The sequence below is a fragment of the Streptomyces canus genome, assembly GCF_030816965.1.
GTDB classification, from domain to species: Bacteria; Actinomycetota; Actinomycetes; order Streptomycetales; family Streptomycetaceae; genus Streptomyces; species Streptomyces canus_E.
On record NZ_JAUSYQ010000002.1, the window covers coordinates 5,630,473 to 5,650,536 of the forward strand.

The following is a 20,064-nucleotide window of genomic DNA, read 5'->3' on the forward strand; positions in this document are numbered from 1 at the left end:
GCCGTCTTGGAACTGGTCGCGGTCGACGAACTGGCGGTCGGCGACGCCGCGACGGCGTTGGGGGATCAGCCAGGTGGCGCGTGTACGGCAGCGCAGGGCGCGCAAATCCCTGCAGGGGCGGCCGGAATCACCTGGTGAGGAGCCACACGGCACCTCAGAGCCGGCAGGGTCTCCATCCACCTGACCGAGGCCGATGCCGAGCCCTGTGTCCCGCCCGGTGGAGCCGACGCCGGACCGATCCCAGCGTTCTGGGTGCCTCTCCGCGGGTGTGCGGCCCCCCTCCAGGACGGGCCGCACACCCCCGAGGCTCACGCCGGCAGGTCCGCCGCCGCCTCCACATGATCGAACAGTCCGTCCCCGTCCGCCCCGGTGAGCAGATACGCCTGCGCCTCGCCCACGTGGAAGTACATCCCGTGCAGCTCCAGCTCCCCTTCCCGCAGGGCCCGGGCGACCGATTCATGGGCGCTCAGATGCTCCAACTGCTGCACCACGTTGGTCAGACAGAGCTGCTCGACCGCGTCGGCGGGCGCCCGCCCGGCGAGTCTGGCCCAGGGCCGGGTGTCGTCGGCCAACCGCTCCAGGCTGGGCAGTCCGTGCCGCAGCCACCGCTCCAGCGGGGTCCGGGTGCCACCCGGCTCGGAGTTGAGCAGCGCCTGCATGGCCCCGCAACCGGAGTGCCCGCACACCGTGATGGAGCGCACCTTCAGCACATCCACCGCGTACTCGATCGCGGCCGCCACCGAGTCGTCCCCGCTCTCCTCGCCGGGCAGCGGAACGAGGTTGCCCACGTTGCGCACCACAAAGAGGTCGCCCGGACCACTGGAGGTGATCATCGAGGTGACCAGCCGCGAGTCGGCGCAGGTGAGGAAGAGCTGGTCCGGCTGCTGGCCCTCGCGCGCCAGTCGGGCCAACTCGCCCCGCACGATCGGTGCGGTGTTGCGCTGGAACGCGCTGATGCCACGGGCCAGTTCCTGCCCGCTGGACTCGCGGTCCGCGCTCGGACCCTGGGCCGCACCGGGTTCGCCGGACGCACCGGGATGTCCGGCGGTCGACGCGGTGTACGGGCGCTCACACTGGTGGTTGCGCCAGGGCGTCCAGGGACGGCAGCGGCAGTGGGCGGAATCGGACGGCTCGGCGATGCGCGTGCCCGGTCTGCGTCCGGTCAGCTCGACGGAGCCGCCCTGTGCGGTGTGCGTCTTCTGCCAGTCCTGCAGCGATTCGTACGCCGCATGGTCCATGAACGACCCGTCCAGCTCCACGACGGTGTCCGCTCCGTGAGGGATGAGATGCAGGGCCCGGCTCAGCCGGGGCACCGCGAGGAACGTCAACTGCCCTCGCACATGGACGTGATGGACTCCTTCCCTCTCGTGGTGCGTGATGCGGGTGCGGGTGAGGCGGTGCAGGGCGACTCCGACGGCGACGGCGACGCCCAGCGCCACGCCCTCCAGCACGCCGAACAGGACCACGCCGAGGGTGGTGACGGCGTAGACGGGAACCTCTCGGTGCCGGGTCACCGTGCGGATGTGGTGCAGGGACACCATCTGGATGCCGACGGCCATCACCAGGGCGGCGAGCGAGGCGAGCGGGATGAACTCCAGGACCGGGACCATCAGCAGTGCGGCGATCACGACGAGAACGCCGTGCAGCACGGTGGAGTTCCGGCTGACGGCACCGGCTTGGACATTGGCCGAACTCCGCACCGCCACCCCGGCGACGGGCAGTCCGCCGAGCGTGCCGGAGACGATGTTGGCGGCGCCCTGCCCGAGCAGTTCGCGGTTCAGGTCGGAGCGGCCGACGCGTGCACTGCGGCCGGATCCGGGGGTGCCGGAGATCAGGTCGGGGCGTCCGGCCACCAGCTTGTCGACGGCGACCGCGCCGAGCAGCGACTGCACACTGCACACCAGTGTGGTGGTGAGCACGGCGGCGGCGAGGCCGAGGAGGGGCCCCTCGGGCAGCCCGGCCAGGGCGTGGCTGCTCCAGGACGGCAGATCGACCTTGGGCAGGGTCAGCCCGGCGAACGAGGCGGCGGCGGTGGCTCCGGCGACGGCCACGAGCGCGGCCGGGATCCTGCGCAGCAGTTGTCCTGCCCGGCCGGGGATGCGTGGCCAGAGGAAGAGCAGCGCAAGGGTCAGCACGCTCACCGACACGGCGGCGGGCTGCAGGCGCGCCAACTGGGCGGGCAGGCCCCGGAGATTGTCGAGGACGGAGCTCTGCGGGGTGCCGCCGAGGACGATGTGCAGCTGGGCGACGGCGATGGTCACGCCGATGCCGGCGAGCATGCCGTGCACGATGGCTGGGCTGACGGCGAGAGCGGTGCGGGCCACGCGCAGGCAGCCGAGGCCGAGTTGGACCACTCCGGCAAGGACGGTGATGGCGCAGGTGGTACGCCAGCCGTAGCGGTGGATCAGGTCGGCCGTGACCACGGTGAGTCCGGCGGCGGGGCCACTGACCTGGAGCGGGGATCCGCCGAGCCGGCCGGCGACGATCCCTCCGACGGCGGCGGCCACGAGGCCCGCCTGGAGGGGGGCGCCGGTGGCGAGGGCGATGCCGAGGGACAGGGGCAGGGCGATCAGGAAGACCGCGATCGAGGCCGACACGTCGGCGCCCGCGATACGGAAACGGCGGGGCGGGGTCGGCGGGGGGCTGTGAGGTGGGTGGACGCGCCTCGTGGGGTTCGAGTCGCTCGGGTCGGTGGCGCGGGTGGGAACACAGGCTGACATTTTCCCGTCTCCTCCGGGGCAGCGCGGTCGCGGAACAGGTGGTCCCCCGTCGATGGCGGGGGTCGGGTCGCGGCCGTGGGTCACGGCGTGCAGCGGCGGGATGGTTCAACGCTTTGTAAATGGATCGTAATGCAGAGTAAAGGGCAGGCATAGACTTTCCGGGCAAATGGGTTAACAGCTCACCTGGACGGGTGAAGTGGAAATTTCATCGGCTTGTCGTACTAATTCCTTCTCGAGCCCATGCGAACTTGGCGGCGCTGTCGTTGGCCCCGAGAGAAGGAAGAAGGTGGGCGGAACATGGCCGCCACCCACAGGATCGCCGCGGGAGCCGTGGTCGCCGCGGTCTGCGCCGCCTCGCTCGCCGGTTGCGCGACCGGCACCGACGTCCCCGAGGGAGGCGCCGCCGGCCCGCAGAAGGTGAAGCCCGGACAGGCCCCGCCCAAGCGGGCGTTCCGCCTGATCGGCGACGGCTCCACCGCGTACACCGGAGCGCAGCCGCACCTGCCCAGAGCCGAACGCCTCAAGCCCGGCGAAAAGCCCCCGCAGTTCGTGGTGTTCTCCTGGGACGGCGCCGGCGAGGACAGCCAGAAGCTGTTCTCCCACTTCCGTGAGGTCGCCAAGGCGAACCACGCGACGATGACGTACTTCCTGAGCGGCGTGTACATGCTGCCGGAGGACAAGCGCGACGAGTACAAGCCGCCGCAGCACTCCCCGGGCCGCTCCGACATCGGCTTCAACGACGAGCAGGGCATCGCCGACACCGTCAAGCAGCTGCGCCTCGCGTGGCTGGAGGGCAACGAGATCGGTACCCACTTCAACGGCCACTTCTGCGGCAGCGGCGGTGGGGTCGGCCAGTGGTCGGTCGCGGAGTGGAAGGACGAGATCGCCCAGGCGAAGAAGTTCGTGAAGTCCTGGAAGACCAACACCGGGATGACGAAGGCCTCCCCGCTGCCCTTCGACTACGACAAGGAGCTCATCGGGGCCCGCACCCCTTGTCTGGAGGGCCAGAAGAACTTCATGGAGGCCGCCCGCGAATTGGGCTTCCGCTATGACACCAGCGGTGTCAACGACCAGGTCTGGCCGAAGAAGAAACAGGGACTGTGGGACCTGTCGATGCAGCTCGTGCCCTTCCCCGGGCACTCCTACGAGCAGTTGACAATGGACTACAACTTCATGGTCAACCAGTCCGGCACCGCGACCCAGGGCGACCCTGGCAAGTACGAGTTCTGGGGCGACCAGATGCGAGACGGCCTGCTCAAGGGCTTCCGTCGGGCCTACGACGGCAACCGCGCGCCTCTGATCATCGGAAACCACTTCGAGTCCTGGAACGGCGGCACCTACATGCGCGCCGTCAAGGAGACCGTCGAGCAGGTGTGCAACAAGCCCGACGTGCGCTGTGTCTCCTTCCGGCAGCTGGCCGACTGGCTGGACGCCCAGGACCCGAAGACCCTGGAGAAGCTGGGCGCCCTGGGCGTCGGCGAGGCACCGAAGCAGGGCTGGCCGGCCTTCATGTCGGGCCGGCCGGCCCCGGCACCGAAGGGTGTGCCGGGGGCGTCGGCCGCCAAGCAGCAGTAGTCGTCGGTCGGTTGTTCGCTGCTTCAGGCGGTCGTGGCCGCCACCGCACTCTCGCCGAGCACGAACGAGGGGTCGATCTGCGCCGCCAGGTCGGCCCCCGTGCGCTCATTGCCCCAGGCCTGGGCGTTCTTCAGGTGGAAGTGCACCATCTGCCGGGTGTAGCGCTCCGCGTCACGCAGCTCGTACGTCGCGTCGACGGCCGTCCGCAACCGGTGCAGGGCGCGGCGGTTGACGTCCTCCAGGAGCGCGAACCGGGGTGGCCGGCCCTTCTCCAGGGCGCGCACCCAGTCGGAGTGCCCGACCGTCACCAGCAGGTCGTCCCCGACTTCGGCGCGGAGGAAGTCGAGGTCGTCCCGGCCCTGCACCTTGTTGCCGACGACCTTCAGGACGACGCCGAAGTCGCGGGCGTATTCCTTGTACTGGCGATAGACGGAGACCCCCTTCCGGGTCGGCTCGGCGACGAGGAACGTGATGTCGAAGCGGGTGAACATGCCGGAGGCGAAGGAGTCGGAGCCCGCCGTCATGTCCACCACGACGTACTCGCCCCGCCCGTCCACGAGGTGGTTCAGGCACAGCTCCACCGCTCCCGTCTTGGAGTGGTAGCAGGCGACCCCCAGGTCGGCGTCCGTGAAGGGGCCGGTGACCATCAAACGGACGATGTGGCCGTCGAGTTCCACCGCCCGTGCGCAGGCCTCGTAGACCGGGTTGTCCTCGCGCACCCGCAGCAGCCGCGAACCCTCGCCGGGCGGAGTGGTCTTGATCATCTCCGCGGCCGAGGCGATCCGCGGGTTCGTGCCGCGCAGATACTCCTTGATCAGCGGCAGCCGCTCGCCCAGGGCGGGCAGCGCCGCCGCCTGGCCCTCGTCCAGGCCGAGCGCCGGCCCCAGGTGCTGATTGATGTCGGCGTCGACGGCGATCACCGGTGCTCCGGCGGCCGCGAGATGGCGGATGAACAAGGAGGACAGGGTGGTCTTGCCGCTGCCACCCTTCCCGACGAAAGCAATTTTCATGTTCACGAAGAGTAGTCACCTGATAGCTGTGTGTGACAGATGGGCGTGAAGAAGACCACTCCATCGAGGGGTACGCGGCTGGGTTGCGTAGGGTCGTACTCATGAGTACGACAGGCGCGAACGCCGATCCGCTCGCGGCCCTGGGCTCGCTGCCCGGTGTGGCCGAGTCCGTGGAGTCCGTGCGCAAGTCCGTGGACCGGGTCTACGGACACCGTGTCATGCGGGCGCCGCAGCAACGAGATCACCTCCGAGGCGGCCCTGCGCGGGGCCCGCGGCTCGGCCGCGCTGTCCGGCGCGGACTGGGCCCTCGAAGAGGTGCGCCGACGCTCCGACTTCGGCGTCGACGGTGAGGCGCGGATCATGGGTGCGGCGCTGCGGCTGACAGCCGAGGCCGGCCAACTGCTGTCCATCTGGCGGCAGTCGCCCCTGCGGGTGCTGGCCCGGCTGCACCTGGTCGCCGCGGCGACCGACGAGGACGAGATCGGGCGTCCCCGTCAGGCCGGCGAGACCGTCGACGAGCCGCTCATCGAGCTGCCCCTGCCGGGCGCGGCCGAGGTCTCGGGCCGACTGGAGGGACTGTCCGAGCTGATCATCGCGGGCAGCTCGGCCCCCGCTCTGGTCTCGGCCGCCGTCGTGCAGGGAGAGCTCCTCGCCCTCAGACCCTTCGTGTCCCACAACGGCCTGGTTGCGCGCGCGGCCGCGCGGATCGTCCTGGTCGGCAGCGGTCTCGACCCCAAGTCGGTCTGCCCGGCGGAGGTCGGTCACGCCGAACTGGGCCGTGCGGCCTATCTGGCGGCGCTCGACGGATACGTCTCCGGCACCCCCGAGGGCATGGCCGCCTGGATCGCCCACTGCGGCAGCGCGATCGAACTGGGTGCGCGCGAGTCGACGGCGGTGTGCGAGGCGCTCCAGCGCGGGGCAGCGTAAAACCCCCTGGAACAGAGTTGCGGCGGTACGAGGACTCGTACCGCCGCTGGCATGTTCACCGGGTTACCAAGCGTCCTCGATGTATTGCCCATCAGGTCGGGAACTTTGCCCGTCACCTGGTGCGGCTGGCCCGTAATCGACGGGTCGACGTCGCGTGGGTGCTCGGTGTCCATGCTCGGTCCGTGGGGCCAGATGCGTTTCTAAGGTGATCCTCTCGGATGTCCTTGGTCTCGCGGGCCGTTAACCCCTTTGTACTCCTGGACCGGAGCAAGCGGAACCCCTGGCCGCCGTTCTTTACTTTTGTCCTCAAACAGGGTCAAGCAGGTGGAATCACCTCAGGTCGCTGTCGCCCGTCGCCGATTCGCGTACCAGACGAGGCCTGCCGTCGCTGCCGCCGCTCCTATCGCGGCGACCGCGACGAGCGCCGGGCGCTGCGGTACGGCGAATCCAGGGAGCCGTTGCTTGAGCCGGACCGGCCGGTGGAAATCGAGAATCGGCCACCCGCGCGCGAGAGCCTCGCGGCGCAGTGTCCGGTCCGGATTGACGGCGTGCGCATGGCCCACGGCCTCGAGCATCGGCAGGTCGGTCGCCGAGTCGCTGTAGGCGTAGCAGCGCTCCAGGTCGTATCCCTCGGACTGCGCCAGCTCCTTGATCGCCTCGGCCTTGGTCGGGCCGTACGCGTAGTACTCCACCTCCCCGGTGAAACAGCCGTCCTCGCCCACGACCATCCGGGTCGCCACCACCCGGTCGGCGCCCAGGAGTTCGCCGATCGGCTCGACGACCTCGGCGCCGGACGTGGAGACGATGACGACGTCGCGGCCGGCGGTGTGGTGCTCCTCGATCAGGGAGGCGGCCTCGTCGTAGATGATCGGGTCGATCAGGTCATGGAGCGTTTCGGCCACGATCTCCTTGACCTGCTGGACGTTCCACCCACGCACGAGCGCGGAGAGGTACTCGCGGGTGCGTTCCATCTGGTCGTGGTCCATACCACCGACGAGGAAGACGAACTGGGCATATGCGGTCCGCAAGGCGGCCCTGCGGTTGATCAGCCCGCCCTGGTAGAACGACTTGCTGAACGTGAGGGTGCTCGACTTCGCAATGACCGTCTTGTCCAGGTCAAAGAAGGCAGCTGTGCGAGGCAAGGAGTGGTTTTCCACGACCCCGAGCATAGGTGCAGCCCATTCGGCGTAAGGTGAGGCGCGTGGGTTTGCCTGAGAGGGCTCTCGGGTACACCATGGAAGTCACGGATCGTTCGCGACCGTGCTAACCCGGTCCGGCTCCTCCCCCCCCGAGTCGGCCGTGGAGACGACCCCCACTCTCCCCCCCGGTGGGGGTCGTCGCATGTCCGGGTGGGTTTTTCCTCTTCTGTTCGCGGTCCCCCGACTGCCTCGAGGCGGCTTCGGTCGTCTCCTCTGCCTGCCCATGATCCGTCACCGTGTGTAGCCGTCGCGCTGCTCTGCGGAAGTTTTGCACAGGCGCTGCGCGACTCACCGGTATGAGTGACGGCGATATTCACAACCGCTGAGTTGTCCACAGTTATCGACCAAGATCCACACGATTTCCGGGATCGCTGCACCGTGATTCCCACACGTCCCGCTCCAGCCGACTTCAGGGCCGGTTCTGGTTAGTCGGGCGTGTTTGGCCGGTTCGTATCGGCCGTTCATATGGAGGCCGGTTGCCGGTTCTTCACATGTTTGGGAATCGCGGGGCCGAAGGGGCCGCGTGAGACAGGCGCCGCGCGGGCCCTTGTGGGGCCCTCGCGCGGCGCGGCGAAGGGGGATGGAGACCGTGACCGCAGCCGTCACACATGAGGGGCAGCCCGCCGCCGGAGGGCGACCGGGCCGACCGTTGATCGTCACGGAGGACGAGGACCTGCTCGACGACCTGCTGCGACTGTGCGCGGCGGCCGGGGCGAAGGCGGAGGTGCATCACGGAGTGCCGGAGCCCAGAGGAAGCTGGGAGGCCGCCCCGCTCGTCCTGGTCGGCGACGACGCCGCACGGCGCGTGCGCGGGGCCGCCCGTCGGCGCGGAGTGGTGCTCGTGGGCCGGGACCAGGACGACTCCGGGGTGTGGAAACGGGCCGTCGAGATCGGCGCCGACCACGTCCTGATGCTGCCCGACGGTGAGCAGTGGCTGGTCGACCGCATCGCCGACGTCACCGAGGGCGTCGGCCGGCCCGCCCTCACCGTCGGCGTCATCGGCGGCCGCGGCGGGGCCGGAGCCTCCACGCTCGCGTGTGCCCTCGCCGTCACCTCCGCGCGTGAGGGCCTGCGCACCCTCCTCGTGGACGCCGACCCGCTGGGCGGCGGACTCGACGTGCTCCTCGGCGGCGAGAGCACCGAGGGGCTGCGCTGGCCCGCGTTCGCCGCCTCACGCGGGCGGGTCGGCGGCGGCGCCCTCGAGGAGTCGCTGCCGCGGCTGCACTCACTGCGGGTGCTGAGCTGGGACCGCGGCGACCGCATCGCCGTCCCGCCACAGGCCGTGCGGGCGGTGCTCGCCGCGGCCCGGCGCCGAGGCGGCACGGTCGTCGTCGACCTGCCCCGCCGCCTCGACGACGGCGTCGCCGAGGTCCTCTCCCAGCTCGACCTCGGGATCCTTGTGGTCCCCGCCGAACTGCGCGCCGTCGCCGCGGCCGGCCGCATGGCCTCCGCCGTCGGCATGGTCCTGCGCGACCTGCGGGTGGCGGTACGAGGCCCGTACGCACCCGGCCTCGACGACCGTGAGGTGGCCCGCCTGCTGGGACTGCCCCTGCTGGGCGAGGTGCCGGTCGAGTCGGCGCTCCAGCGGCCCCGGGGAAAGCGACTCCCCTCCGGGGGCGGCCGCGCGGGGACCGCTCGCGCGCTTCTGCAAGGAGTTCTGGGAGCGGGCGCTGGCGGAGGCGGGAGCGGCATGAGCGTGTTCTCGGGAGTCGAGTGGGCGGACGGCGCGGGGGACGGCTCTGCCGAGGTGTGGCGGACGGGTGATCCGGTAACCGGATCCGTCGAGCGGCGGCGGTCGGGTGAGGTGCCGGTCGGGGCCATCGGGCTGCGGGCCGTCCCGGTGGGTGATCGTACGGCTTCCTCGACGGCCGATGCGGACATGGCTCCCGGGCTGCTGGACGGCGTACGGCAGTGGCTGGCCGAGAGCGGGGCCGAACCGACGCCCGCCCGTGTGGCGCAGGCGCTGCGCGAGCAGGGACGGGTCCTCGGGGACGCCGAAGTGCTGGGCGCGGCCGAGCGGTTGCGGTCCGAGCTGGTGGGCAGCGGGCCCTTGGAGCCGTTGCTGGCCGACCCCTCGGTGACGGATGTCCTGGTGTCGGCGCCGGACCGGGTCTGGGTGGACCGGGGCGGCGGACTCGAACTGACCGCCGTCTCCTTCCCGGACGCGGCCGCCGTACGGCGACTCGCGCAGCGGCTCGCCGCGGTGGCGGGGCGGCGCCTCGACGACGCGCGGCCCTGGGTGGACGCGCGGCTGCCGGACGGGACCCGGCTGCACGCGGTGCTTCCTCCGGTCGCGGTCGGCTGTGCCTGCCTGTCGCTGCGGGTCGTACGCCCGCGTGCGTTCACGTTGGACGAGCTGGTCGCGGCCGGCACGGTGCCGCCGGGCGGAGACCGGGTGCTGCGGGCGCTGCTCGACGCACGGCTGTCCTTTCTCATCAGCGGCGGGACCGGCACCGGAAAGACGACGCTGCTGAGCGCGCTGCTGGGGCTCGTCGGGCCGGGCGAGCGGATCGTGCTCGCGGAGGATTCGGCGGAGCTCAGGCCGGACCATCCGCACGTCGTACGGCTGGAGACGAGACCCGCCAACCAGGAGGGCGCAGGACTCGTCACGCTTGAGGACCTGGTGCGACAGGCGCTGCGGATGCGGCCCGACCGGCTGGTCGTGGGTGAGGTGCGCGGGCCTGAAGTGGTGCATCTGCTGGCCGCGTTGAACACGGGCCATGAGGGCGGCTGCGGGACCGTGCACGCCAACGCGGCGGCCGACGTGCCGGCCCGCCTCGAGGCGCTGGGCACGGCGGCCGGGCTCGACAGGGCCGCGCTGCACAGCCAGTTGGCGGCCGCGCTGTCGGTCGTACTGCATCTCGTGCGTGACCGGGCCGGGCGGCGGCGGATCGCCGAGGTGCGGGTGCTGGAGCGGGACTCCTCGGGGCTGGTGCGGACGGTGCCGGCGCTGCGCTGGGGAGCGGAGGCGTTCGCGTACGAGCGGGGGTGGGAGCGGCTGCGAGGGCTGCTTGGAGCCGCGATGCGGGGGCCGTCGGGGGAGGGCAGGTGACTTGGGCGGGCTCGGAGCGAGGGGACGACGACGAGATGGCTCGGACGGCGGGAGGACGGGGTGATCGGGATGAGGGAGATGTCGGTGGGCTCGACGGGTGTGGCCGTGGGGTGCCTCGGTGTGGCCGTGTGGCTGTGGGGCGGGCGGCGTTCCGGGGCACGGCGGGCGCAGGTGCTGCTGGCGGGTGGCGGGGTGGTGGGGGCCGCGCCTCCGCCGTGGCGGCGGCTGGTGGGGCAGCTGCGACAGGTTCGTGGGCGACTCGGGTTCGAGTGGTGGGCGGCGGCCGCAGGCCTGGTGATCGCCGGGCTGGGGTCCTCGGTGCTGCCGGTCCTCGCGGGAGCCGCCGGGGTGCCGTTGCTGCGGCGGGTGCGGCTGGCCCGGACGGAGCGCCGAGTGCGTGATCGGCGGGCGGACGAGGTGATCGCGCTCTGCGCGATGGTCGCCGGGGAGGTGCGCGCGGGGCGGCAGCCGGGAGAGGCGCTGGTGCGGGCTGTGCGGGACTTCGAGGGCACGGGGGTCGGCGGGGCCGGATCGGGTGGGTTCGGTCCTGGAGCGCCGGAGTTCGGTGGGCTCGGGGAGACGCAGGCCGCTGTGTTGGCGGCGGCCAGGTTCGGTGGGGATGTTCCGGGGGCGCTCGCGGCGGCGGCTCGGCGGCCTGGGGCCGAGGGGCTGCTGGGGCTTGCCGCGTGCTGGCGGGTGGCCGTGGACCAGGGCGCGGGGCTCGCGGCCGGGCTCGATCGGCTCGAAGGCGCGCTGCGGGCCGATCGGGACCAACGAGCCGACTTGCGCGCCCAGTTGGCCGGAGCCCGGTCCACGGCATGGATGCTCGCCGCGTTGCCGGTGCTGGGGCTGGGCCTCGGTGCCGCCCTCGGTGCCGATCCCCTGCACGTCCTTCTGCACACCGGCTCCGGGCTGGGCTGCCTGTTGGTCGGCGGCCTGCTGGAGGGCGTCGGGATGTGGTGGGCGACGAGGATCGTCCGGGGAGCCGAGGCGGCATGAACGCGGAAGTTGTCCACAGGCTGGGGGCGGTTGTGGGTGCGGCACTGGTGATCGCCTGGCTCGCCCGCTGGGCCGCGGCGGCGCGGCATGAGCGCAGAGTGCGGCGGCGGCTCACAGAGTTGCTGGCCGTTGCGCAGACCACGGTCGAGGACCCGCGGTTCGAGGCTCGGGATCTCGTGCGGCGGTGGCTGCCCGTGGTCGGCGTGGGGTGTGCGTGCTGGGTGCTGGTCGGCGGAGTCGCCGGTGTCGTGGTCGGACTGGTCGTCGCGGCGGGCTTGTGGCGGTGGCGGCTACGGCAGACGGCCGGCGTGGGCGCCGAGGAGCCCGACACGCGCGAGGCGGCCCGGCAACTGCCGCTCGCCGCCGACTTGCTCGCCGCTTGCATCGCGGCGGGCGCCGGTCCCGTGATCGCGGCCCAGGCCGTGGGTGAGGCGCTGGGCGGTCCCGTGGGTGAGGGACTCGCGCGCGGGGCGGCGGAGGTACGGCTCGGCGGCGAACCGGGCGAGGCGTGGCGGAGGCTCGCCTCGACACCGGGCGCCGGGGCGCTGGCGCGGCTGCTGGAACGCGCGGATGTGACAGGGCTGCCCGCGGCCGGACCGGCTGGCGCGCTCGCGGCGGACGCTCGCGCCGACTGGGGGCGCACCGCGACGGCCCGGGCCCGGCGGGCGGCCGTGCTGGTCACCGCGCCGGTGGGGCTGTGTTTCCTGCCCGCGTTCATCGCCGTCGGCGTGCTGCCGATCGTGATCGGACTCGCGGGTGGAGTGCTGGGAGGGGGTGGGCGATGACGGTCGGCGGCCGGTGATCCGGCGAACGAGCAAGTCAGGCGGTTGTTCAACAGAACTGATCCTTACGGGGGTTGAGATGTACAAGGCGGTATGGGCGCGGGTGCGTGCCTTGGTGTCCAGGACGATGAGCGGGGCGCGGTCGATGCGCGAGGACAGGGGGATGGTGACGTCCGAGTACGCGATGGGGATCGTCGCTGCGGTGGCGTTCGCGGTGGTGCTCTACAAGGTGGTGACGAGCGGGGCCGTCAGCGCGGAACTCCAGGCCATCGTGAAACGGGCCCTCGATGCGAAGGCGTGAAAGGGCGGGAGACCAGGGGTTCGTGACGGCGGAGTCGGCCATGGTGCTGCCCGTGCTGGTGATGTTCGCGATGGCGCTGGTGTGGGGGCTGCTCGTGGTGGCCGCGCAGATCCAGTGCGTGGACGCCGCCAGGACCGGCGCCCGCGCGGCGGCCCGTCAGGAGCCTGCCGAGGCGGTCGTCCAGGTGGCCCGGGACACGGCACCGCGCGACGCCAAGGTGACGGTCCGCCGGGAGGGTGACCGGGTCCGCGTGGTCGTCGTGGCCAAGCCGCCCGCGTTGCACGGCCTGCCCTTCGAGGTGCGGGAGGAGGCCGTCGCATGGGCGGAGGAGACGGTGGGGGAAGGAGGATGAGCGGCGGTTCGAAGAGGAGCGGATCCTCGGAGTGCGGGGTTGCGGTTGCGCGGCCCCCCGCCGCGCGGTCGGCGAAAGCCCGGTTCGCGGAAGCGAGCGGCGGTTCGAAGAGGAGCGGATCCTCGGAGTGCGGGGTTGCGGTTGCGCGGCCCCCCGCCGCGCGGTCGGCTAAAGCCCGGTTCGCCGAAGCCGGCCTCACCGGATTCCGCCGCGCCGTCGCCCGGTTCGCCGGCGCCCACCTGACCGCCGCCCGTTCGGACCGTGGTTCCGCCACCGTCTGGAGTGTCGGTGCCATCGCGGTGCTGTGCGTGGTGTTCGGGGTCGTGCTGGCCCTCGGGCAGGCCGTCGTCGTACGGCATCGGGCGGCCGGGGGCGCCGATCTCGCGGCGCTGGCCGCGGCGGACCACTGGGCCGACGGGCCCGTGGTGGCCTGCGCCCGGGCGGAAGGGGTGGCGCGGGACCAGGGCGCGCGGCTCGTGCGGTGCGCGATGGTCGGCGAGATCTCGGACGTGACGGCGGCCTCGGGGCGGGGGCCGTTCACGGCGGAGGTCAGGGCACGGGCGGGGCCGGCGGGACCGGTTACGTCACAGGCTCCGCTCCCGCCGGAATCCCAGGGGGCGCCGCGTCCTGGCGGTCCGGCGGCTCCTGGGGCCCCGGTCCCGGGGTCCCTGGGTGGTGAGAAGCCGCTGACTCGCTCGGTGCCCTGGTGAGGTCAGGGCTCGGGTTCTCGGTCGGTGCCTGGTGAGGTCAGGGCTCGGGTCCGCCGTCGGCGCCCCGGCGCAGCCAGGGCCCGGGTTCTCCGGCGGCATCCTGGTGCGGCCCGGGCCCGGGTTCTCCGTCGGCATCCCGGTGCGGCCCGGGCCCGGGTTCTTCGTCGGCGTCCCGAGGTGCTCCCGACGCCGTTCGCTCCATCGGCACCCCGGTGAGGCCAGGCTAGGGCCTCTCCTTCGGCAGCCCGGGAGGCTCCGCCTCCGCCCCCGCCTCCGGCGCCCCCCGCAACAGCACCGTGAGCAGTCGTACCGCCCCCCTCTTGTGCAGCGGGTCGTTGCCGTTGCCGCACTTGGGGGACTGGATGCAGGACGGACAGCCGGCGTCGCACTCGCAGGAGGCGATGGCCTGGCGGGTGGCGGTGAGCCAGGCCCGGGCGGTGTGGAAGGCACGCTCCGCGAAGCCCGCTCCGCCCGGGTGACCGTCGTAGACGAAGACCGTGGGGAGCAGCGTGTCGGGGTGGAGGGGGATCGACACGCCGCCGATGTCCCAGCGGTCGCAGGTCGCGAAGAGGGGCAGCAGGCCGATCGAGGCGTGCTCGGCGGCGTGCAGGGCGCCGCCGAGGATCTCCGGGTTGATCCGGGCCTCGTCGAGCTGGTCCTCGGTGACCGTCCACCACACCGCGCGCGTGCGGAGCGTACGAGGAGGGAGGTCGAGTTTCGTCTCGCCGAGCACTTCACCTGTGATCAGACGTCTACGGAGGAAGGAGACCACCTGGTTGGTGACCTCGACGGAGCCGTAGCACAACCTGCCCTCGCCCCAGGGGACTTCTACGTCCGTCTCCAGAACGGCGATGGACGTCGTGTCGCGGGCGACCGTCGAATACGACGGGTTCGCCTCCTCGACCAGTGCCACCGAGTCCTCCAGGTCCAGCGACCGGACCAGGTACGTACGGCCCTGATGGAGGTGGACCGCGCCCTCGTGGACGGCGGTGTGGGCGGAGCCCGCGTCCACCGTGCCGAGGAGGCGGCCCGTGCCCGACTCGACGATCTGGACGGGGCGACCGCCCTCGCCGCGGATGTCGGTGAGGTCGGCGGCCCGCTCCCGACGGGTCCAGTGCCAGGCCTTGGTGCGGCGGCGCAGGAGCTTCGCGGACTCCAGCTGCCCCAGCAAGCTCTCGGTCTCCGGCCCGAACAACTCCATGTCCTCGTCCGTCAACGGCAGTTCCGCCGCTGCCACGCACAGGTGCGGGGCGAGGACGTACGGGTTGTCGGGATCCAGGACCGTGGACTCCACCGGCTGGTCGAAGAGGGCCTCGGGGTGATGGACGAGGAAGGTGTCCAGGGGGTCGTCGCGGGCCACCAGGATCGCCAGCGCCCCCTGGCCGGCTCGACCCGCCCGCCCTGCCTGCTGCCACAGGGACGCGCGTGTGCCGGGGTAGCCGGAGATCAGCACGGCGTCCAGCCCCGAGACGTCGATGCCGAGTTCCAGGGCGGTTGTGGCGGCCAGGCCCAGCAACTCACCTGAATGCAGAGCCTGTTCCAGGGCGCGGCGTTCCTCCGGGAGATAGCCGCCGCGGTACGCCGCGACACGGCGGGCCAGGGAGCGGTCGACCTCCGCCAGCCGCTCCTGGGCGATCACGGAGATCAGCTCGGCGCCGCGCCGGGAGCGGACGAAGGCGACCGAGCGCACGCCCTGCACGGCGAGATCCGTGAGGAGATCGGCCGTCTCGGCGGTGGCCGTACGGCGAACAGGGGCGCCCTTCTCGCCTTGCATCTCGGTGAGCGGGGGCTCCCAGAGGGCAAACACCAGTTCGCCGCGCGGTGAGGCGTCGTCGGCGACCTCGACCACGGGGAGGCCGGTGAGGCGGCGGGCGGCCACCGACGGCTCGGCGGCGGTTGCGGAGGCCAGCAGGAAGACGGGGGAGGCGCCGTAGCGGGCGCAGAGGCGGCGCAGACGACGCAGCACCTGGGCGACGTGCGAGCCGAACACGCCCCGGTAGGTGTGGCACTCGTCGATGACGACGTACTTGAGCGCCTTCAGGAAGGAGGACCAGCGGGAGTGGGACGGGAGTATCCCGCGGTGCAGCATGTCCGGGTTGGTCAGCACGTAGTTGGCGTACTGGCGGATCCATTCGCGTTCCTCGAACGGCGTGTCGCCGTCGTAGACCGCGGGGCGTACAGAATTGCCGAGCGGTTGTGAAAGTTCCTTCACCGAGCGGCACTGGTCCGCGGCCAGGGCCTTTGTCGGGGACAGGTAGAGCGTGGTGGCGCCGCGGCCGTTCGGGGCCTCGGAGCCGTCCAGGAGTGTGGAGAGGACGGGCACGAGGTACGCCAGGGACTTGCCGGAGGCGGTGCCGGTGGCGACAACGACCGACTCGCCGTCCAGGGCGTGTTCGGCCGCGCGTGCCTGGTGGGCCCAGGGGTGCTCGATGCCGCAGGCCTGGACGGCTGCGATGACCTCCGAGCGGATCCGGTCGGGCCAGACGGCATGGCGACCCTCACGTGGGGGCAAGTGCTCCGTATGAGTGATGCGCGCAGCCCGGCTCGGCCCGGCGGCGAGTCGGTCCAGGACCGTGCTCGGCGTGGGGCGGGGACCGGCGTCCGTCGAGGGTCGATCGGATCGGAGATTCTTGGCCATCGGCACCGAGTGTGTCACTGGCGTGGCGGACAATGGGACCAAGGCGTCGTGCACGCCTGCCGGTAAGTGATTGAATGCCATCGCGGCTGGCGAACCGTCCCGGGGGCTCTGCCGAGGTGTCCCGAGGGGCGACCGCTCGATAGCAAGGTGCTGGAGGATCCGTGGACCTGTCCCTGTCGACCGAGACCGTCGGCGATCGCACGATCGTCAGGGTCGGTGGCGAAATCGACGTATATACCGCGCCCAAGCTGCGCGAGCAGCTGGTCGAGCTGGTGAACGACGGCAGTTTCCACCTTGTCGTCGACATGGAGGGCGTGGACTTCCTCGACTCCACCGGGCTCGGCGTACTGGTGGGCGGACTGAAGCGGGTGCGTGCCCATGAGGGCTCGCTGCGCCTGGTCTGCAACCAGGAGCGCATTCTCAAGATCTTTCGTATCACCGGCCTCACCAAGGTGTTCCCGATCCACACCTCGGTCGAGGAAGCGGTGGCGGCGACCGACTGACCCGTCCCCGGGCCCGTGCCCGGGGCGGCAGCAGGACGCCGGAAGAAGCAAAAGAGAAGGGGTCCGGGCTTTCGGCGGCCCGGTCCCCCGACAGCACGCCCGTAGTTCCGAGGGGGACGCATGGCCACCGTTGAACTCCGTTTCAGCGCGCTGCCCGAGCACGTCAGGACCGCCCGACTGGTGGCGGCAGCGGTGGCGCGCAGGTCCGGAGTGGACGAGGCCGTCCTCGACGAAGTCAGACTCGCTGTCGGCGAGGCCTGCACTCGTGCCGTCGGACTGCACCAGAGCGGCGGCATCACCGCGCCGGTCAAGGTGCTGCTGATCGAGGAGGAGAAGCAGTTCTCCATCGAGGTCGGCGACGAGGCGCCGCGTTCGGCCCCGGGCGACCGGGCTCCGGGCGCTCTGGGTGAGGACCCCGACATGGAGACCGAGGAGGACGAGATGGGCCTCGCGGTCATCAGCGGCCTTGTCGACGATGTCGAGGTCACCGCAGGGGAGCACGGCGGACAGATCCGTATGACCTGGCCGACCACGCCGCCGGCCGCAGTACTCCCCTGATTTTCACCCGTTCGAACCAGATTTCTGTTCGACATGCGGAAGGGCCCCACCACACTGGTGGGGCCCTTCCGCATGTCGGCGTGAGCTTTCTGTGCCTACAGTGGTCTGGTGCGATGCATATCGTGAATTGGTTCACGATCTAGATATCGACCATGAATGCCCCCGGGGCATTACTGCTTTCAGGTTCTGTAAAGGCGAATTCCGTTTACCGCGCCCTGTTTTGATCAGGACGGGGTACCTACAATCCGTCCACATCTTGAGCTCAGCCCAAGCGTCAAGGAGGACGAATGGCGGGGCTTTCTACCCCTGATCAGTTGGACCAGCCCACAACAACCCTCGCGGCCGCGGTGCTCACCGACGACAACCGGGTGCTGATCGCGGTCATCGCGGTCGTCGCCCTGGCGGCGCTCGTGGTCGCGGGGGTCCTGGTACGCCAGGTGCTCGCGGCCGGCGAGGGCACCGACAGCATGAAAAAGATCGCGAAGGCCATCCAGGAAGGCGCGAACGCCTATCTGGCACGCCAGTTGCGCACGCTCGGCGTATTCGCCGTCGTTGTGTTCTTCCTGCTCATGCTGCTGCCCGCGGACGACTGGAATCAGCGCGCAGGCCGATCCCTGTTCTTCTTGATCGGCGCCGCCTTCTCGGCGGCCACCGGCTATATCGGCATGTGGCTCGCGGTGCGCAGCAATGTGCGTGTGGCCGCGGCGGCGCGAGAAGCCACTCCGGCGGAAGGTGAGCCGGAAAAGGATCTCACCGCCGTCTCCCACAAAGCCATGAAGATCGCTTTCCGTACGGGCGGCGTGGTCGGCATGTTCACGGTGGGGCTCGGTCTGCTGGGCGCCTCCTGTGTGGTGCTGGTCTACGCGGCCGACGCGCCGAAGGTCCTGGAGGGTTTCGGTCTCGGCGCGGCCCTCATCGCGATGTTCATGAGGGTCGGCGGCGGCATCTTCACCAAGGCCGCCGACGTCGGCGCCGACCTGGTCGGCAAGGTCGAGCAGGGCATCCCGGAGGACGACCCGCGCAACGCCGCGACCATCGCCGACAACGTGGGCGACAACGTCGGCGACTGCGCGGGCATGGCGGCCGACCTCTTCGAGTCGTACGCCGTGACCCTGGTCGCCGCGCTGATCCTCGGCAAGGCGGCCTTCGGCGACTCCGGACTCGCCTTCCCGCTGCTCGTCCCGGCGATCGGCGTGATCACCGCGATGATCGGCATCTTCGCGGTAGCGCCGCGCCCCTCCGACCGCAGCGGCATGTCCGCGATCAACCGCGGGTTCTTCATCTCCGCGGTGATCTCGCTCGTGCTGGTGGCGATCGCCGTATTCGTCTACCTCCCGGGGAAGTACGCCGACCTCGACGGCGTCACCGACACGGCGATCAGTGCCAGGGACGGCGACCCGCGGATCCTCGCGCTCGTCGCGGTGGCGATCGGCATCCTGCTCGCCGCCGTCATCCAGCAACTGACCGGCTACTTCACCGAGACCAACCGCCGCCCGGTCCAGGACATCGGCAAGAGCTCGCTCACGGGGCCCGCCACCGTGGTCCTCGCCGGTATCTCGATCGGTCTCGAGTCGGCCGTCTACACCGCCCTGTTGATCGGCCTCGGCGTCTACGGGGCGTTCCTGCTCGGCGGTACGTCGATCATGCTGGCCCTGTTCGCGGTGGCGCTGGCGGGCACCGGTCTGCTCACCACGGTCGGTGTGATCGTCGCCATGGACACCTTCGGGCCGGTCTCCGACAACGCGCAGGGCATCGCCGAGATGTCCGGCGACGTCGAGGGCGCGGGCGCGCAGGTGCTCACCAACCTGGACGCCGTCGGCAACACCACCAAGGCCATCACCAAAGGCATCGCCATCGCCACCGCGGTCCTCGCGGCAGCGGCGCTCTTCGGGTCGTACCGTGACGCCATCACGACCGGCGCGCAGGACGTCGGCGAGAAGCTCAGCGGGGACGGCGCGCCGATGAGCCTGATGATGGACATCTCGCAGCCCAACAACCTCGTCGGCCTGATCGCCGGCGCGGCGGTCGTCTTCCTCTTCTCGGGGCTGGCGATCAACGCCGTGTCGAGGTCGGCGGGTTCCGTGGTGTACGAGGTGCGGCGGCAGTTCCGCGACCATCCCGGGATCATGGACTACAGCGAGGAGCCGGAGTACGGCAAGGTCGTCGACATCTGCACCAAGGACGCCCTGCGGGAACTCACCACACCCGGTCTGCTCGCCGTGATGGCGCCGATTTTCATCGGGTTCACGCTCGGCGTCGGCGCGCTCGGGTCGTTCCTGGCGGGTGCGATCGGCGCCGGCACGCTGATGGCGGTGTTCCTGGCGAACTCCGGCGGTGCCTGGGACAACGCCAAGAAGCTCGTCGAGGACGGTCACCACGGCGGCAAGGGCAGCGAGGCCCATGCCGCGACGGTGATCGGCGACACCGTCGGCGACCCCTTCAAGGACACCGCAGGGCCCGCGATCAACCCGCTGCTGAAGGTGATGAACCTGGTGGCGCTGTTGATCGCCCCGGCGGTGATCAAGTTCAGTTACGGCGAGGACAAGAGCATCGGCGTACGGATCTTCGTCGCCGTCCTCGCGTTCCTCGTGATCGCCGGCGCGGTCTACGTCTCCAAGCGGCGCGGCATCGCCGTGGGTGACGAAGACAACGAGAAGAAGGTGGCCAAGTCGGCGGATCCCGCGGTGGTTTCGTAGGTTCTGGCACGAGGCCCAGCTCAAGGGGCGGGCGGGAGGCGC

Annotated in this window: 14 protein-coding genes and 2 pseudogenes; 12 read left to right on the forward strand and 4 right to left on the reverse strand. The window is 71.1% G+C overall.

Annotation, left to right across the window (positions count from 1 at the left end):
* Positions 1–308: 308 nt before the first annotated feature.
* Positions 309–2,720, reverse strand: coding sequence for a SulP family inorganic anion transporter (locus QF027_RS27005; protein WP_307077617.1), 2,412 nt, complete (start codon positions 2,718–2,720; stop codon positions 309–311).
* A 297-nt stretch (positions 2,721–3,017) separates the two neighbouring features.
* Here QF027_RS27005 and QF027_RS27010 point away from each other — a divergent pair, with 297 nt between their 5' ends.
* On the forward strand, positions 3,018–4,295 hold the full coding sequence (locus tag QF027_RS27010) for a hypothetical protein (protein ID WP_306978333.1): 1,278 nt from the start codon (positions 3,018–3,020) through the stop codon (positions 4,293–4,295).
* 23 nt (positions 4,296–4,318) lie between these two features.
* Here the strand turns inward: QF027_RS27010 and QF027_RS27015 are convergent, their stop codons facing one another.
* Complete coding sequence (locus QF027_RS27015) at positions 4,319–5,305, reverse strand: ATP-binding protein (RefSeq protein ID WP_306978331.1); 987 nt, start codon at positions 5,303–5,305, stop codon at positions 4,319–4,321.
* Between the two features lie 101 nt (positions 5,306–5,406).
* Here QF027_RS27015 and QF027_RS27020 point away from each other — a divergent pair.
* Positions 5,407–6,232 (forward strand): annotated as a pseudogene (locus QF027_RS27020) (oxidoreductase).
* A 335-nt stretch (positions 6,233–6,567) separates the two neighbouring features.
* Here the strand turns inward: QF027_RS27020 and QF027_RS27025 are convergent.
* Positions 6,568–7,401, reverse strand: coding sequence for an HAD family hydrolase (locus QF027_RS27025; RefSeq protein WP_306978328.1), 834 nt, complete (start codon positions 7,399–7,401; stop codon positions 6,568–6,570).
* 610 nt (positions 7,402–8,011) lie between these two features.
* Between QF027_RS27025 and ssd the strand changes: the two are divergent.
* From ssd to QF027_RS27060, 7 genes and pseudogenes are all read left to right on the forward strand, one after another.
* Positions 8,012–9,125 (forward strand): annotated as a pseudogene (gene ssd, locus QF027_RS27030) (septum site-determining protein Ssd).
* 185 nt (positions 9,126–9,310) lie between these two features.
* Positions 9,311–10,483, forward strand: coding sequence for a TadA family conjugal transfer-associated ATPase (locus QF027_RS27035; protein WP_307082500.1), 1,173 nt, complete (start codon positions 9,311–9,313; stop codon positions 10,481–10,483).
* 69 nt (positions 10,484–10,552) lie between these two features.
* Positions 10,553–11,482, forward strand: coding sequence for a type II secretion system F family protein (locus QF027_RS27040; RefSeq protein ID WP_373432046.1), 930 nt, complete (start codon positions 10,553–10,555; stop codon positions 11,480–11,482).
* A complete protein-coding gene (locus QF027_RS27045) occupies positions 11,479–12,267 on the forward strand; it encodes a type II secretion system F family protein (RefSeq protein WP_307077619.1) in 789 nt (262 codons plus the stop codon). The genes QF027_RS27040 and QF027_RS27045 overlap by 4 nt, the downstream gene beginning before the upstream one ends.
* A gap of 76 nt (positions 12,268–12,343) precedes the next feature.
* Positions 12,344–12,565: a DUF4244 domain-containing protein gene (locus QF027_RS27050; protein ID WP_306978322.1), complete on the forward strand. Its 222-nt coding sequence runs from the start codon at positions 12,344–12,346 to the stop codon at positions 12,563–12,565.
* Complete coding sequence (locus tag QF027_RS27055) at positions 12,552–12,917, forward strand: TadE family type IV pilus minor pilin (RefSeq protein ID WP_306978320.1); 366 nt, start codon at positions 12,552–12,554, stop codon at positions 12,915–12,917. Before QF027_RS27050 ends, QF027_RS27055 begins: the two co-directional genes overlap by 14 nt.
* Positions 12,918–13,156: 239 nt before the next feature.
* Positions 13,157–13,627: an Rv3654c family TadE-like protein gene (locus tag QF027_RS27060; RefSeq protein ID WP_307082504.1), complete on the forward strand. Its 471-nt coding sequence runs from the start codon at positions 13,157–13,159 to the stop codon at positions 13,625–13,627.
* A 223-nt stretch (positions 13,628–13,850) separates the two neighbouring features.
* Here the strand turns inward: QF027_RS27060 and QF027_RS27065 are convergent, their stop codons facing one another.
* Positions 13,851–16,346 carry a DEAD/DEAH box helicase gene (locus QF027_RS27065; protein ID WP_307077622.1) on the reverse strand — a complete coding sequence of 832 codons (2,496 nt, stop codon included), beginning with the start codon at positions 16,344–16,346 and terminating at the stop codon, positions 13,851–13,853.
* Between the two features lie 80 nt (positions 16,347–16,426).
* On the opposite strand from QF027_RS27065, the gene bldG reads away from it, so the two are divergent.
* From bldG to QF027_RS27080, 3 genes are all read left to right on the forward strand, one after another.
* Entirely contained in the window at positions 16,427–16,768 is a 342-nt protein-coding gene (bldG, locus tag QF027_RS27070; protein WP_006132569.1) for an anti-sigma factor antagonist BldG, read from the forward strand.
* A 120-nt stretch (positions 16,769–16,888) separates the two neighbouring features.
* Positions 16,889–17,326 carry an ATP-binding protein gene (locus tag QF027_RS27075; protein WP_266561700.1) on the forward strand — a complete coding sequence of 146 codons (438 nt, stop codon included), beginning with the start codon at positions 16,889–16,891 and terminating at the stop codon, positions 17,324–17,326.
* A 287-nt stretch (positions 17,327–17,613) separates the two neighbouring features.
* Entirely contained in the window at positions 17,614–20,022 is a 2,409-nt protein-coding gene (locus QF027_RS27080; RefSeq protein WP_306978300.1) for a sodium-translocating pyrophosphatase, read from the forward strand.
* The last annotated feature ends 42 nt before the right edge of the window (positions 20,023–20,064 follow it).